This window comes from Streptomyces albireticuli (assembly GCF_002192455.1).
GTDB lineage: Bacteria > Actinomycetota > Actinomycetes > Streptomycetales > Streptomycetaceae > Streptomyces > Streptomyces albireticuli_B.
The window spans coordinates 1,248,299-1,263,343 of record NZ_CP021744.1; the positions used below are offsets into that span (position 1 = coordinate 1,248,299).

Annotated in this window: 13 protein-coding genes; all 13 read right to left on the minus strand. The window is 72.8% G+C overall.

Annotation, left to right across the window (positions count from 1 at the left end; all coding sequences use genetic code 11):
- Nucleotides 1-5: 5 nt before the first annotated feature.
- The 13 genes from SMD11_RS05320 to SMD11_RS05380 all read right to left on the minus strand — a co-directional run bounded on the left by SMD11_RS05320 (nt 6) and on the right by SMD11_RS05380 (nt 14,900).
- A complete protein-coding gene (locus SMD11_RS05320) occupies nt 6-656 on the minus strand; it encodes a 1-hydroxy-2-methyl-2-butenyl 4-diphosphate reductase (RefSeq protein ID WP_087925317.1) in 651 nt (216 codons plus the stop codon).
- On the minus strand, nt 656-2,659 hold the full coding sequence (gene shc, locus SMD11_RS05325; protein WP_087925318.1) for a squalene--hopene cyclase: 2,004 nt from the start codon (nt 2,657-2,659) through the stop codon (nt 656-658). The genes SMD11_RS05320 and shc overlap by 1 nt, the downstream gene beginning before the upstream one ends.
- Before the next feature lie 116 nt (nt 2,660-2,775).
- Nucleotides 2,776-3,915 carry a polyprenyl synthetase family protein gene (locus SMD11_RS05330; protein ID WP_087925319.1) on the minus strand — a complete coding sequence of 380 codons (1,140 nt, stop codon included), beginning with the start codon at nt 3,913-3,915 and terminating at the stop codon, nt 2,776-2,778.
- Nucleotides 3,912-5,372: a hydroxysqualene dehydroxylase HpnE gene (hpnE, locus tag SMD11_RS05335; RefSeq protein ID WP_087925320.1), complete on the minus strand. Its 1,461-nt coding sequence runs from the start codon at nt 5,370-5,372 to the stop codon at nt 3,912-3,914. Before hpnE ends, SMD11_RS05330 begins: the two co-directional genes overlap by 4 nt.
- A gap of 91 nt (nt 5,373-5,463) precedes the next feature.
- The gene (hpnD, locus tag SMD11_RS05340) at nt 5,464-6,414 is read right to left on the minus strand and encodes a presqualene diphosphate synthase HpnD (RefSeq protein ID WP_087925321.1); all 951 of its coding nucleotides are present in this window, start codon (nt 6,412-6,414) and stop codon (nt 5,464-5,466) included.
- On the minus strand, nt 6,411-7,310 hold the full coding sequence (gene hpnC / locus SMD11_RS05345; protein ID WP_087925322.1) for a squalene synthase HpnC: 900 nt from the start codon (nt 7,308-7,310) through the stop codon (nt 6,411-6,413). The genes hpnD and hpnC overlap by 4 nt, the downstream gene beginning before the upstream one ends.
- Nucleotides 7,311-7,740: 430 nt before the next feature.
- Nucleotides 7,741-8,553: an ABC transporter ATP-binding protein gene (locus SMD11_RS05350; protein WP_087925323.1), complete on the minus strand. Its 813-nt coding sequence runs from the start codon at nt 8,551-8,553 to the stop codon at nt 7,741-7,743.
- Nucleotides 8,546-9,481, minus strand: coding sequence for an ABC transporter permease (locus tag SMD11_RS05355; RefSeq protein ID WP_087925324.1), 936 nt, complete (start codon nt 9,479-9,481; stop codon nt 8,546-8,548). Before SMD11_RS05355 ends, SMD11_RS05350 begins: the two co-directional genes overlap by 8 nt.
- A 78-nt stretch (nt 9,482-9,559) precedes the next feature.
- Nucleotides 9,560-10,450, minus strand: a complete 891-nt coding sequence (locus SMD11_RS05360; protein ID WP_087925325.1) for a glycosyltransferase family 2 protein — start codon at nt 10,448-10,450, stop codon at nt 9,560-9,562.
- 29 nt (nt 10,451-10,479) lie between these two features.
- The gene (locus tag SMD11_RS05365; protein ID WP_087925326.1) at nt 10,480-11,265 is read right to left on the minus strand and encodes a CDP-alcohol phosphatidyltransferase family protein; all 786 of its coding nucleotides are present in this window, start codon (nt 11,263-11,265) and stop codon (nt 10,480-10,482) included.
- Entirely contained in the window at nt 11,243-12,304 is a 1,062-nt protein-coding gene (locus SMD11_RS05370; protein WP_087925327.1) for an iron-containing alcohol dehydrogenase family protein, read from the minus strand. The genes SMD11_RS05365 and SMD11_RS05370 overlap by 23 nt, the downstream gene beginning before the upstream one ends.
- Nucleotides 12,292-13,029, minus strand: a complete 738-nt coding sequence (locus SMD11_RS05375; RefSeq protein WP_087925328.1) for a sugar phosphate nucleotidyltransferase — start codon at nt 13,027-13,029, stop codon at nt 12,292-12,294. The genes SMD11_RS05370 and SMD11_RS05375 overlap by 13 nt, the downstream gene beginning before the upstream one ends.
- Nucleotides 13,026-14,900, minus strand: coding sequence for a DUF5941 domain-containing protein (locus SMD11_RS05380; RefSeq protein ID WP_087925329.1), 1,875 nt, complete (start codon nt 14,898-14,900; stop codon nt 13,026-13,028). Before SMD11_RS05380 ends, SMD11_RS05375 begins: the two co-directional genes overlap by 4 nt.
- Nucleotides 14,901-15,045 lie beyond the last annotated feature (145 nt).

The window sequence follows — 15,045 nt, forward strand, 5'->3', positions numbered from 1 at the left end:
CTGGCTCACCTCCTGGGGAGCAGTAAAGATCGGTGCCATTCGATAAATGCCGGAAGGACGGTGCGGAGCACCCGGAAGGCTGATATTCCACCCCGCAACGTCCCGATTCGTACGAGTTCATGTTCTGGAGCGTCCACGACCACCCGGACGGCCGCAACCGGGCGCGGTCCCGTGCGGACGGCGCTTCGGAGCGTGGCGGCGGATTCCATGTCGACGGCGAGCGCCCCCGCGGCGTGCAGGCCGGAGCGCTCCGCGCCACGCACGACGTGGTCGGAGCCGACGAGCGGGCCGGTGTGGATGACGCGCCGGGGTGCCACCCGCGCGAGCTCCTTGGCGAGGAGCTCGGCGCCGGCGCACTCCGTGCGGCCCTCGGCGTCGCGGGTCTCGTCGGCGACGACCAGGTCGCCGGGGTGCATCCCCGGTGCCAGCCCGGCGCAGAAGCCGGTGGCGATCACCGAGGCGTACCGCATGCCGTCGTCCGCGAGGGCGCGGGTGACGGCCTGGTCCGCGGCGGCCGGGCCCATGCCCGTGCGCAGTACGGTCACGGGCCCGGCCGCACCGCCGAGGCCGCCCCCGCGCAGGGCGAGGCGCTCGATGCCGAGCGCGCAGGCGACCAGCAGCGGTGCGGGGCCGGGGGTTCCCGTGCCGTGGGGCATCACGCCTCCTGGCGGTCGGCGGCGAAGGGCTCCCCGTGGACGTAGCGGCCGAGGGCCGTGAGGGGGAAGACCTGGCGGTACAGGTGGTAGTTGATGGAGAAGTCCCAGGGGAATCCGGTGCCGGTGAAGTGCGGCTCGTCCCAGGAGCCGTCCTCGGCCTGGGTCTCCACCAGCCGGGCCACCCCGCGCTCGACCGCCTTGCCGTCCCGCTCCCCCGCGGCGAGCAGGGCCATCAGGGCCCAGGCCGTCTGGGAGGGGGTGGAGGCGCCGCGGCCGATCCACTCCGGGTCGCGGTACGAGCGCAGGTCCTCGCCCCAGCCGCCGTCGTCGTTCTGCACGCTCTCCAGCCAGCGCACGGCCCGGCGGATCGCCGGGTGCGAGGCGGGGAGCCCGGCGGTGACGAGGGCGGGGACGACCGACCCGGTGCCGTAGACGTAGTTGACGCCCCAGCGGCCGAACCAGCCGCCGTTCTCCTCCTGCTCGGCGAGCAGCCACTCGATGCCGCGCCGGGTGCGCGGGTCGTGCTGCCTGCCGAGGACGGCCAGCATCTCCACCACGTGCGCGGTGACGTCGGCGGACGGCGGGTCGATGACCTCGCCGAAGTCGCAGAACGGCAGCCGGTTGGGGAAGGGGCTGGTGTTGTCGGCGTCGAAGGCGCCCCAGGCGCCGTCCTTCGACTGCATGCCCAGGTTCCAGCGGGCGGCGCGCTCCACGGCCGCGTCCAGCCGGGCGCGGTCGGGATGGGCGACGCGCTTGAGCGCGAGGACGACCTCGGCGGTGTCGTCGATGTCGGGGTAGTTGTCGTTGTGGAACTCGAAGGCCCAGCCGCCCGGGGGCAGTTCCGGCCTGCGCACCGTCCAGTCGCCGGGCCGGAGGATCTGCTCGTCGAGCATCCAGTCGGCGGCCTTGACGAGCGCCGGGTGGTCCGGGGCCACGCCCGCGTCGGCGAGCGCGATCGCGGCGAGACAGGTGTCCCACACCGGGGACTGACACGCCTCGATCATCCGCGAGCCGTCCTCGCGCCAGACGGCGAAACGGTCCAGCGACGCGAGGCCCGCGCGCAGCACGGGGTGGTCGAGGTCGTAGCCGAGGAGGTGCAGGGCGATGACGGAGTAGACGGCGGGTGGCTGGATGCCGCCCCAGCAGCCGTCGTTCTCCTGGCGCTCGATGATCCAGCGGGCTGCGGCGTTGAGCGCGGCGCGGCGCAGGGGCTTGACGGGGAACCTGCGGTACCGGTGCAGCGCCTTGTCCAGGCGCTGGAAGACGCCGTCCCAGCTGGTGGCCGGGGCGAGCGGGCGGGGCGGGTTCGGCCGGCGCGGGTCGGTGTGCAGCTCGTCCAGCGCGAAGGGCGCGGGGCGCACGGGCCGCTTCGCCGAGACGACGGTGAGCGGCACGATGGTCTGCCGGGCCCAGCAGCCGAAGTCGTAGATGTTGAGCGGGACCCACTTCGGCACGTACATGATCTCGGGCGGCAGCTCCGGCAGGTCGTCCCACTTCCACCAGCCGAAGAGGGCCAGCCAGATGCGGGTGAAGACCCGGGAGGCGGCGATGCCGCCCCGCGCGCGGATCCAGGCGGAGGCGGCGGCCATGTGCGGGGCGTCGGGGGCGTCCCCGGCGAGCCTCAGCGCGACATAGGCCTCGATGGTGGCCGAGAGTTCGGGCGGTCCGCCGAGGAAGGTGGCCCAGGTGCCGTCGGGCCGCTGCTCGGAGCGGATGAAGAGGGCGGCGGCGCGGGTGGTCCGCTCGTCCTGGATCCCGAGGAACTGGCGGAGGAGCAGGTCCTCGGCGTCCATGGTGACGTTGGTCTGGAGGTCGCCCTTCCACCACCCCTCGGGGTCCTGCCGGGACAGGAGGTGGTCGACCGCCCTGGCGGTGGCCCGCTCGGCGGCCGTCGTGGCCGCCGCCGGCCCGCCGTCGGGCGGGGGCGTAACGGTGGTGCTGTCCTTGGCCGCGGCTGCGGGGAGCGGAGGGGCTCCGGTGCTTCCGTCGGTCGTCGCTGTCATGGTTTCCCCTTTTTGCAGTGATCTTTCTTCTCTGCCGTGCTGGGGGCTCCGTCGGCCGACGCACCGTCAGGGCGTCGGCCGGCGACTGCGATCTGCTCAGATCGGGTGAATGGGAATCATCTCTTTCGTACGACGACGAAGTCGGCGAGCGCCGTGAGCTGGGCCCGTACCTGGGCCGGCATGTCGACTCCGTCGAGGGCCTCGATCGCGGTGGCGTGCTGGCGGCGGGCCTCCTGGGAGGTCCACTCCCGGCCGCCCGCCTCTTCGATCAACGCCGCGCGGCTGGCGAATTCTTCCTCGTCGAAGTCGGCGGTCTGGGATTCGCCGAGCTTGGCGTCGGCGGCGAGGATGTCGGCGAGCCGCTCGGAGGCGGGGCCGCCCGCCGCGAGGGCGGCGACGACCGGCAGCGACTTCTTGCGCTGGCGCAGGTCGCTCCAGGTCTGCTTGCCCGTGGCCTCCGGGTCTCCCCAGATGCCCAGCAGGTCGTCGACGGCCTGGAAGGCGAGGCCCAGGTGGTAGCCGTAGGCCTCCAGGGTGTCGGCCGTGCGGTCGTCGGCGCCGCCGAGGACGGCGCCGATGGAGACGGCGCAGGCGAGCAGGGCGCCCGTCTTGTTGCCCTCCATCTCCAGGCACTCCTCGACGGTGACCCGCTCGCGGTGCTCGTAGGAGATGTCCTGGGCCTGACCGTCGATCAGCTTCCGGGTGGCGGTGGTCAGCCGCCGGGTGGCGCGGCCGGCCTCGACCGTGCCGAGCTCCAGCAGGATCTCGTTCGCGAGCGCGAACAGCGCGTCGCCGACCAGGATGGCCTGCTCGGGGCCGTACACCTTCCACACCGTGTCGCGGTGCCGGCGCTGCTCGTCGCCGTCCATCAGGTCGTCGTGGAGCAGCGAGAAGTTGTGCACGAGCTCGACGGCGACGGCGCCGGGGATGCCGGTCTCCGGCGGTGCTCCGGCGGCCTCGGCCGAGAGCAGGGCGAGGGCGGGCCGGACGGCCTTGCCGCCGTCGCCGTGCGCGGGCCTGCCCTGGGCGTCGATCCAGCCGAAGTGGTAGGCGGCGACGGTGTCCATGGGCGGCGCGAGCCGGTCCACGGCGGCACGCAGCACCGGCGTGGCAAGCGTCCGTCCGCGCTCCAGCAGGGCGTTGACGCCTGCGGTGTCGACAGCTGGGATCGCCGATGTCACGGTCTCTCCTCTGGTGGTCGTGCTCGTACGCGCCCCGTCGGGGGAACGCGACGCTTGATGGCTCGCCTCGGTCATGCCGGCTCCCGCAAGGGGTGGTGATGCGGTCGGCCCAGCTCGGAGAGTGCCGCGGCGGCGGCCTGGACACCGCTGCGCACCGCGCCCTCCATCGTCGCGGGCCAGCCGGTGGCGGTCCACGCGCCGGCCAGGAAGAGGCCGGGCGTGGCGGTGGGGGCGCCGGGCCGCAGCCCGCCGACCCCCGGGGTGGGGGCGAACGTCGCTGTACGCTCCCGGGTCACGAAGAAGTCCCTTACGCCGGCGCCGCGGGCCGCGGGCAGCAGCCGCTCCAGCTCCGGGAGGTAGCGCGCGCGGAGCTCGGCGACGGGCCGGTCGATGTCGTCGTGCGCGGCGGACTGGGAGACGGCCAGGTACTGGCCGCCGGTGCCCCGCGCGGCGAGCCCGGAGGAGTCGGTGCGGTCGAAGACCCACTGCACCGGGGAGCCGAGCGCCGCGAAGAAGGGCTGCCGCAGGACTTTGCGGTCGTATACGACGTGGAGGTTGAGGATCGGCGCGGTGTCGATGCCGAGCAGCCGGTCCGGGTCGTCGAGCGCGCCCTCGGGGAGCAGGGCGTGGGTCTCGCGCTGGGGCACGGCGAGGACCACCGCGTCGGCGTCGAGCCGCTCGGTGCCGCCGGCCCCGGCCTCGGTGTCGACCTGCCAGCGGCCGTCCTCGGCCCGGGTGAGCGAGGTCGCGCGGGTGCGCAGCTCGGTGCGGACGCCGGCCTTGTCGAGGGCGGCGCGGGCCCGGGTGTCGTGCAGCTCGCCGAGGGGCACGCGCGCCCAGCCGATGTCGGCGGCGCCGGGCTCGGAGAGCAGGCCGGTCTTGAAGACCATGGCGGCCAGGCCCAGCGAGGAGCGGTCGGCGGTGGCGTTGAGGGTGGCGACGCCGACGAGGTCCCACAGGGCCTCGACGGCGCGCGGGGACTGGCCGTGGCGGTGCAGCCAGCTCGCGAAGTCCTCGTCGTCCAGCGCGGGGTCGTCGAGGTCGAGGGCGCCGAGGGCGAGCGCGGCACGTCCCACCTTGGCGCGCTCGGCGAGCGAGAGGTGCGGGTAGGTGGCCAGGCTCGCGGCGAGGTGCAGCGGGACGGGCAGGGCGGTGCGCCGCAGCCGGCCCAGGCGCGGCTTGCCCGAGGGGTGGCCGACGTCGAGCACGGGCACGTCGAGCCGGGGTTGCAGCGGCGCGAGCGCGGCGGCCTCGACGCGGTCGAGGAACCAGCGGTAGGCGGTGCAGCAGCGCAGGTAGACGTGCTGGCCGTTGTCGATGGTGAGGTCGCCGCGGCGGAAGGAGAAGGCGAGCCCGCCGAGGCGGGGGCGGCCCTCCAGCAGGGTGACGCGGAGTCCGGCGTCGGCGAGTTCGAGCGCGGCCGTGATGCCGGCCAGCCCGCCGCCGACGACCACCGCGGTGGCTCCGGTGGAGGGGGTCGCGTCGTGCGCGCGCTCCCGTCCGGTACGGGTCGTCGTGCGTGGTGTGGTCATGCGCCCACCCCCTCGGCTGCTGTCAGTGACGTATGCCATCGGCGGAGGGTTGCACACCGCTTGCCGGTCCGGGAACGGGGCGTCCGGGGCATCAAGCGCGCCCCCCGGCGGTCCGCCGGCCGACGCCGCGGGCGTCGAGACCGGACAGGCCGCGCACGGCGACGTACACCTTCTCGCGGCCGGGGAGCGAGACGCGGCCGCGCAGCACGGCCTCGGGCTCCTCGGCGATGCGGTCCAGCAGCCTGCGGTAGATGCCGGACATGGCGGCGACGCAGGCACCGCTGCGCCGGTCGAGCATGGGGAGGAGCTTGGTGCCCTCGGCGAACAGCGCGCGGGCGCGCCGGACTTCGAAGTGGACCAGGCCCGTGAAGTCGGCCCCGGCCGGCGGCTTCGCGGAATGGAAGCCCGCGGCGCAGCCGAACTTGGCGAGATCGTCCGCCGGGAGGTAGGTGCGGCCGTTGGCCGCGTCCTCGCGGACGTCGCGCAGGATGTTGGTGAGCTGGAGCGCGAGACCCAGAGTATCGGCGTACTCAGCGGCGCGCGCGGCGTCGCGCGCGCCGGGCACGGTGCCGAACACCCCGAGCGAGAGCCGGCCGATGGCACCCGCGACACAGCGGCAGTAGACGGCGAGGTCGTCCCACGTCTCGTAGGACTCGCCACGCACATCCATCTGAACGCCGTCGATCAGTTCGTCGAGCCCGCCGAGCGGAATCGGGAAGCGGCGCGCGGCATGGCTGAGCGCGACGGCCACCGGGTCGGTGTCGTCGTCCTCGATGCCGCCCTCGCGGATCCGGGCGAGCAGGGCCCGGGTCTCCTCGAGCCGCCGCTGCTTGGCCGCCGGGTCCAGCGGGCCGTCACCGATGTCGTCGACGCGCCGGGAGAAGGCGTAGAGCGCCGACATGGCGCGCCGCTTGGCGGTCGGCAGCAGTCTGATGCCGTAGCTGAAGTTGCCGGCCTGCTGGCCGGTGACCGCCTCGCAGTAGCTGTACGCGGCGAGTACCGGCGCGGACGCGTCTGGCGATCCGTTCACGGTCCCGCTCACCCCTCTCTTCGCAGTGTCGCTCCCACCTCGCGCAGCAGGCTGAGCTTGGTGGGCTTGGGCGGTCCGGGCAGTACGTCGTGTCCCGCGGCGGCGACCGCGCGGAGCGCGGCCCTCCCCCCGCCCACGAACCCCGCGAGCAACAGCTTCAACCTGCCGTGGACGCTACCCACCAGGGGGGTGCCTTCATTCAGCAGTTCCCCGGCGCGTTCCGCCTCGTACGCGACCAGGGCACGCAACGACGCGCCACTGGTGGGACGGGCCAGATCGGCCTCGTCGACGCGGAAGCGCTGCATGTCCTCGGCCGGGAGATAGACGCGGTCGCGTCCGAGGTCCTCGGCGACGTCCTGTAGGTGTTCGACGATCTGGAGACCCGTGCAGACCGCGTCCGAGCGGCGGATCCGCTCGGGGCTGGCGGTGCCGGTGATGCCCAGGACCAGACGGCCGACGGGGTTGGCGGACAGCTCGCAGTAGGCGAGCAGGTCCGCGTAGGTGGCGTAGCGGGTGACGTGCTGGTCCTGGCGGTTGGCCGCGATCAGGCCGAGAAACGGTTCAGCGGTCAGGCCGCACCGGCGGACGGTCGGGCGCAGCCGGAGCAGCAGGGGGTGGCGCGGGCCGGTGCCGGTGGTGTCGAAGACGCGCAGGAGGTCGGCCTCGAAGGCGTCGAGCAGGGCCGGGCGGTCGTCCGCCTGTTCCCGGTCGAGGCCCAGCAGCTCGGCGTCGCGGCCGCCCGGGGCCAGGTCGCCGTCGCCGATGTCGTCGACGAGGCGGGCGTAGCCGTAGACGGCCATGAGGTCGTCCCGCCAGGCTCGCGGCAGGAAGAAGGGTGCCACCGGGAAGTTCTCGTGCGCGGCCTTGTCGAGCACGGCGCGCTCGTGCGCGGCCGTCCCCGCCGTCACCGGGTGCTGCCCGGGCGCGTCGTCGGGCCGAGGACGGCGGGAGCGCCGCGGAGCTGGAGAGTTCCCGTAGCCATTGCCGTCACATCTCCCGTTCTACACTGCCGACCCAGAACATCCTATTTCGGACACGCCGCAGGGCAGGCGTCCCCCGGTGCCCCTTGGGCACCTCCCGGATCTCCCTCCGGATCACCCTTCCGACCGGGGGAGATACACCGGTATCGCCCCGCTTCTCCATAAATCAGCACTGTACAGCGTACGCCGTACAGATGTGCGGTGCGCGCCCGGGTAGGTGCTTGATCCATACAATGCCACGCGAGGGGCGAATCAACCCTGACAATAAGCGAGTTGATCGTTACGGATAGGTCAAGCCCCCGCCCGTCGGAGACGGCGGGGGCCGGTGCGCCTGGCCGGAAAACGCGGGCTCGCGGGACTAGCGGGCCGTCTCCTTCTCATAGGCCCGGACCACTTCCTCGGTCGGTCCGTCCATGAGCAGCTGCCCGTGTTCGAGCCAGAGCACCCGGTCGCAGGTGTCCCGGATCGACCGGTTGTTGTGGCTGACGAGGAAGACCGTGCCGGCCTCCTTGCGGAGCTCGCGGATCCGGGCCTCGGAGCGCTTCTGGAAGGACCGGTCACCGGTCGCCAGCGCCTCGTCGATCATCAAGACGTCGTGGTCCTTGGCCGCGGCGATGGAGAACCGCAGCCGGGCCGCCATGCCGGAGGAGTACGTCCGCATCGGCAGCGTGATGAAGTCGCCCTTCTCGTTGATGCCGGAGAAGTCGACGATCCCCTGGTAGCGCTCGCGGATCTGCTCCCGGGACATGCCCATCGCCAGCCCGCCGAGCATCACGTTCTTCTCGCCCGTGAGGTCGTTCATCATGGCCGCGTTGACGCCCAGCAGCGAGGGCTGGCCGTCGGTGTAGACCTTGCCGCGCTCGGCGGGCAGCAGCCCGGCGATGGCCTTGAGCAGGGTCGACTTGCCGGAGCCGTTGGAGCCGATCAGGCCGATCGCCTCACCGCGGTAGGCGGTGAAGCTGACGCCCTTGACGGCGTGCACCTCCCGGACGCCGGCCCCCGGCGTCCGGCGCACCAGCCGGTTGAGCGCGGCGGTCGCGCTGCCGCGGCCGGTGCTGCCGCCGTAGACGCGGTAGACGATGTGCACGTCGTCCGCGATCACGGTGGGGATACGGGGGCCCGAAGGCGCAGCGGGGACCTCGGGGGCCCCGGTGGGGTTCTGTTCAGCCACGGCCGTACTGCTCCTCAGCCTTCCAGAAGTACACGAAGCCTCCGACGCCGAAGACCAGCGCCCAGCCGAGGGCCAGGGACCAGACGTGCGGCGGCAGGTGGATCCTGCTGTGGTTCTCGATCAGCGACCAGCGCATCAGGTCGATGTAGACGGCGGCCGGGTTGGCGCTCAGCACGTCCACGACCCACCCCGGCGCCTTCGCCTTCTCCAGCGCGTCCACCAGGCTGTACATCACGCCGGACGCGTACATCCAGGTACGCGTGACGAACGGCAGCAGCTGGGCGAGGTCCGGGGTCTTGCTGCCCGCGCGGGCCAGCACCATCGCGAGGCCGGTGTTGAAGCAGAACTGGAGCACCAGCACCGGGACGATCAGCAGCCACGAGAGCGACGGCATGTGGCCGAAGCCCAGCAGGAAGAGGAAGAGCACCACCATCGAGTACAGCAGCTGCTGGAGCTGCTGGAGCGCGAAGGAGATCGGCAGCGCCGCCCGGGGGAAGTGCAGGGCCCGCACCAGCCCCAGGTTGCCCGAGATGGCGCGGACGCCCGCCATCGCCGAGCTCTGGGTGAAGGTGAAGACGAAGATGCCCGTCACCAGGAAGGGGATGTACGTCCTGATCCCCATCCCCTTGCTCTGCTGCATCAGCAGGCCGAAGATGAGGAAGTACACCGTCGCGTTCAGCAGCGGCGTGGCCACCTGCCAGACCTGGCCCAGCTTCGCCTTGCTGTACTGCGCGGTCAGCTTCGCCCGGGAGAACGCGAGGATGAAGTGGCGCCGCGCCCACAGCTGCCGGGCGTACTCCCCCAGCGGGGGCCGGGCGCCGCTCACCGCGAGGCCGTACTTCTTGGCCAGCTCGGCGGCGGAGAGTCCGTCGTCGGGGGATGGCGGGGCACTCATGGCGACCGCACTGTCGTGCGTTGTCTCGCTCACAGTTGACACTTTCGTCCTCAAGGTGCGCTCCCGGGGTCCTGCCCCGGGACGCGCCCGATGCTCTCAGACAAGAGCTTGTCAGATCACGGGAGGGCGACCCAGTCGGGTCAGGCGCCACACGGTACGCCACTTCATGGGGCGCCGTGGGCCACAGGGGGTCGTCCAGCCCTCCTTGAAGCCGCCAAGCCAGGCGCGCAGCGCCGGCATCGAGGGCCGCCTGGCCAGGGTCAGCAGCAGCCACACCCCGAGGTAGACGGGGACGAGGGGCGCCGGGAGGTTGCGCCGGGCCAGCCAGACGCGGTTGCGGGCGACCATGCGGTGGTAGACCGCGTGGCGGCTCGGCGGCGTCGTCGGGTGGTGCAGGACCATGTCCGAGCGGTAGTCGATCATCCAGCCCGCGTCGAGGGCCCGCCACGCGAGGTCGGTCTCCTCATGGGCGTAGAAGAAGTCGTCGGGCAGGCCGCCGACCTCCGCGAAGACCCGGGTGCGGACCGCGTTGGCGCCGCCGAGGAAGGTGGTCACGCGCGAGGACCGCATCGGGTCCGAGGCGCGCAGCCGCGGCACGTGGCGGCGCTGGGTGAGCCCGGTGTCGGGGTCGGCGATGCGGAAGCTGACGATGCCGAGCTTCGGGTCGGCGGCGAAGGCCTCGCGGCACAGCGCGGCCGTGTCCTGGCCGGGCAGCAGCCCGTCGTCGTCCAGGAAGAGCAGCGCGTCGACCTCGCGGCCGGCGGGGCCGAAGGCCTCGATGCCGACGTTGCGGCCGGCCGGGATGCCGACGTTCTCGGAGAGCTCGACGGTCCGCACGGTCAGCCCGGGCGGGGCCATGGAGGCGAGCGGGGGCAGCGGCGAGCCGTTGCCGACGACGACGACCTCGATGGGGTCGCCGTCCTGCTTGGCCACCGACTCCAGCAGCGCGCGCAGCTCGGCGGGGCGGTTGCCCATGGTCAGGACGACCGCGCCGAGCTTCATGCTCGACGCGGCGGGAGCGGAGGAGGCACTCATTTCAGCCTGCTGGAAGCGAGGATGGACACGAGGTGGAGCACTGTCTGCAATACCGCGATGGCGGCGAGCAGCACAACCGCGATCCGGGTGAACAGCAGGTCGTGGTGGAAGAAGTCCGCGATGCCCGCGACCAGGATCACCAGGGACGCCTCGACGCCGCCGACCAGGCGGTGGAACTTCAGCGCCGCCGCGGCCTTGCGGGCCAGGGCCATGCCCGAGGAGCGGGGGGTGGCCGCGGAGTCCTCCGCCGCCGGCAGCCCGCTGCGGGCCCGGGCCACGTCCACCAGGTCCGTCTCGGCCTTGATCAGGATCGCGCCGAGCGCGGCCACGGTGCCCAGGAGCGCCCACTGCCACTGCGTGCTCGCGCCGTCCTTGTGGAAGACGTCCGCGGCGCGGATGCCGAAGCCCACCAGAAGGGCGGCCTCGGAGAGGTAGTGGCCCACCCGGTCGAGGTAGACGCCGGTGATCGAGGTGACCTTGCGCCAGCGCGCGAGCTCGCCGTCGACACAGTCCAGGAGCAGGTACAGCTGGATGAGCAGCGCGCCCAGGATCGCCCCGGTCAGGCCGGGCACCAGGAGTGCCGCGCCGGCCGCGATCCCGGCGAGGATCATCAGCCCGGTGTACCCGTTGGGCGAGAGCCTGGTGTCCACCAGGACCCGGGTGCAGCGCAGCGAGATCTCCCGCATGTAGATGCGCCCGGCCCAGTGCTCACCGCTGCGCCGGTCCTTGAGGCCGCCGGGGTGGACGACCGGACGGAGTTCAGCTAGTGACGGTTTTGGCATAGTCGGCGTAAGCGTCCCTGATCTGGTCGGTGGAGAGGTCGAGGTGCTCCAGGATCGTGTAGCGCCCGGGGCGGGTCCGCGGGGCGTACTCGACGGCCCTGACGAACTCCTCGGCACTGAAGCCGATCTCCTGCGGCAGCACCGGCAGGCCGTGGCGCCGCAGCACCTCGACCATCAGCGCGGACTCCTCGCGGGCCCCGCGGAGGTGCATGGCGAAGGCGGCGCCGAGGCCACACTGCTCGCCGTGGCTGGCGGCCCGCTTGGGGTAGAGCAGGTCGAAGGCGTGGTTGATCTCGTGGCACGCGCCGGAGGCGGGGCGGCTGTCGCCGGCCACCGACATGGAGATGCCGGTGAGCACGAGGCCCTCGGCGAGCACCTGGAGGAAGCCGTCGTCGCCGACGCCGCCGGGGTGGCGGAGCACGGCCTCGCCGGCCTGGCGGGCCATCGCGGCGGCCAGGCCGTCGATCGCCTCGCCCGTCTCGCGGTGGGAGAGCTCCCAGTCGGCGACGGAGGAGATGTTGGAGATCGCGTCACCGATGCCGGAGCGCACGAAGCGGACCGGTGCCTCACGGATGACGTCGAGGTCGATGACGACGGCGATGGGGTTGGGCACCCCGTACGAGCCGCGGCCCGCGTCGTTGTCGAGCGTGGCGACGGGCGAGCAGAGGCCGTCGTGCGACAGGTTCGTCGCGACGGCCACCAGCGGCAGCCCGACCCGTGCGGCGGCGTACTTCGCACAGTCGATGATCTTGCCGCCGCCGAGGCCCACGACCGCGTCGTAGTGCCCCTTCTTCATGGCGTCGCCGAGCTTGATGGCGTCGTCGAGGGTGCCGCCGCCGACCTCGTACCAGGAGGCGCCGGGCAGCGCCGGGGCGAGCCGCTCGCGCAGCACCGCCCCGGAGCCGCCGCTGATGGCGATGGCCAGCTTGCCGGAGCTGGAGATCCGCTGATCGGCGAGGATCTTCGCCAGATCGTCCAGCGCTCCGGCCCGGATGTCGACGACGACCGGCGAGGGGATGAGCCTCGTCAGTACTGGCACGCGATCCCCCGGCCCTTGGCGAGGTCGTCGTGGTTGTCGATCTCGACCCACTTGACGTCGCCGATGGGCGCCACGTCGACCTTGAAGCCGCGGTTGACGAGCTCCTGGTAGCCGTCCTCGTAGTAGAGGTCGGGGTCGCGCTCGAAGGTGACCTTGAGGGCGTCCGCCAGCTCGGCGGCGGCCTCGCCCTCGATCAGGGTGACACCGATGTACTCACCGGTGGCCTCGGCCGGGTCCATCAGCTTGGTGATCTTCTGGACGCCCTTCTCGGGGTCGACGACGACCTTCATCTCCTCGTCGGCGAGCTGCTTCACCGTGTCGAGGGCGAGGATGATCTTCTGACCCTTGCCGCGGGCGGCGAGGAGGGTGCGCTCGACGGAGACCGGGTGCACGGTGTCACCGTTGGCGAGGATCACGCCGTCCTTGAGGGCGTCGCGGCCGCACCACAGGGAGTAGGCGTTGTTCCACTCCTCGGCCTTGTCGTTGTCGATCAGGGTGAGGCTCAGGCCGTACTTGGCCTCCAGGGCCTCCTTGCGGGCGTACACGGCCTCCTTGCGGTAGCCCACGATGATCGCGACCTCGGTCAGACCGATCTCGGCGAAGTTGGCCAGGGTGAGGTCGAGGATGGTGGTGTCACCGTCCACCGGCACCAGGGCCTTGGGCAGAGTGTCGGTGTAGGGACGCAGACGCCGTCCGGCGCCGGCAGCCAGCACGAGGCCGATCATGCGGGTTCTCCTGATTCGTCGTGTACAGCGGGCGCCCCGGAGGACACCCAGAAACGGATGCTCTCGATGAGCACCGTGATCGCGAGGGCGGCCGCGAGGACCGTCAGCGCGATGGTGAAACCTTGGCCGTGCCACAGGGCGGCGGCGATCGAGACCGCCAGGACGCGTCCCTCGTGCCCGCCGATCGCCCGCACCAGCCGGTGCGGGGGCGCGCCGGTGCCACCGCGGATGCGGTACACCGTGTCGTAGTGATGGTAGGCGACCGCGGCCACCAGGCCGAAAGCAGCGGGCAGGGCGCCGGGGGCGTCCGACTGCGCGGCGAGGGTGAGGACGAGCCCGTACTCGGCGGCCCGGAAGACCGGGGGGACCAGCCAGTCCAGCGGTCCCTTGAGGGGCTGGGCGACGGCGACGCCCGCGAAGAGCGCGTACACCACGGCCTGGAGCACGGCCCGCCAGCTGCCGCCGTTGCCGGTGAGAAGCGGTCCGATCAGCAGGCAGGCCGTCGCCAGCACGGCCCAGAAGGGGGGGCCGTAGGCGCGGCCGGGCACGGTGGCGCCGAGCGTCCGGCCCGCGGCCTCGGCGATCGGGCCGGAGTCGGCGAGGTCGGCCAGGGCCTGGGCGGCCCGGTCGGTGCGCCGGGCCTTGCGGGTCAGCGAGCGCAGGACGCGGCCGGCGGTGGTGTAGCAGGCGGCGAAGGCGCAGCCGATCAGCAGGACGACGAAGACCACGCGGGGTGTGGTGAGCGCCGTGAGGACCGCGATCAGCGCCCAGCGCTCGCCGATGGGCAGCACGATCATGCGGCGGACCCATACGGTCCAGCCGACGCTGTCGAGCCGGCCGGAGAGCGCGGCCGTCGGGCTGGTGTTGGCCGTGGCGTCGTGGTTCGCCTCGTTGAAAGCGAAGTCGACGACGTGCCGGCAGGTCATGAGGACCATCGCGCCGAGCGCGAGCGCCCATACGTCGTCGTGGCCGCCGCCCCGGGAGGCGCCCAGGGCCAGGCCCGCGTAGAAGGCGTACTCCTTGGCGCGGTCGAACGTGGCGTCGAGCCAGGCTCCCAGCGTGGAGTACTGGAGGGAGTAGCGGGCGAGCTGGCCGTCGGTGCAGTCGAGGACGAAGGAGAAGAGGAGCAGCGCGCCGGCGGCGACGAAGCCGCCCCGGGTGCCGGTGGCCGCGCAGCCGGCCGCGATCAGCGCCGTGAGCAGCGAGGCGGTCGTCACCTGATTGGGGGTGAGGCCGCGGCGGGCGCACCAGCGGGCGAGGTAGCGGGAGTACGGGCTGATGCAGAAGGTGGTGAAGAAGCCGTCGCGGGACTTCACGGCGTTGCGCAGGCGTACGGCCTCGTCGTCGACGGCGCCGACCTCGGCGAGGGTCTTCGCGCGCGCCTCGTCCCCGTGCGGCACGGCCGCGACGAGCACGCCGAGCTCGGGCCGGTGCACGGCGACGCCGTCGGCCTCCAGCCGGGCGGCGACGGCGCCGGGGAGCTCCGCGGCGGGCCCGTGCGGCCCGGACGGGTGGTGGCCGGGCTCTTCGGAGTCGTTGTCCGGAGCCGCGTCCGGTCCGGTGGCCCGTGCCGGGCGGCCGGTCGTCACGGTGCCGAGCGCGCGCGTCAGGGACGCGCGGGCGTCCGGCTGCGCGGTGAGCGCGCCCTCGACGGCGGCGGCCGGGAAGCGGGGGTCGGTCAGGGCCAGCCGCAGGGCGTGGACGTGCCCGACGAAGCCGGGATCCACCAGAGCGACCCGCTCGGTGGCCGGGACGGCGGCCAGCGCCCCGGTGACGTCCGTCGCCACGCGGACGTCGAAGCCGAGGGACCGCAGGTCCTCCTCAAGGGAGGAGCCGACGGGCGGCGGGCCTGTGAGGATGGCGGTCGACAGACGAACTCACTCCTTGCGGCTGACATGGCCGCCTCGGGGCCGCGGGACGCGGCGGGCGGCAGTCGTGCCCGGACCCGGGTGCGGGCGGCACGTCGGCAGAGGCTATCGGATCACCGGAAGGTGCCGTTCACCGCACGTGCACCCC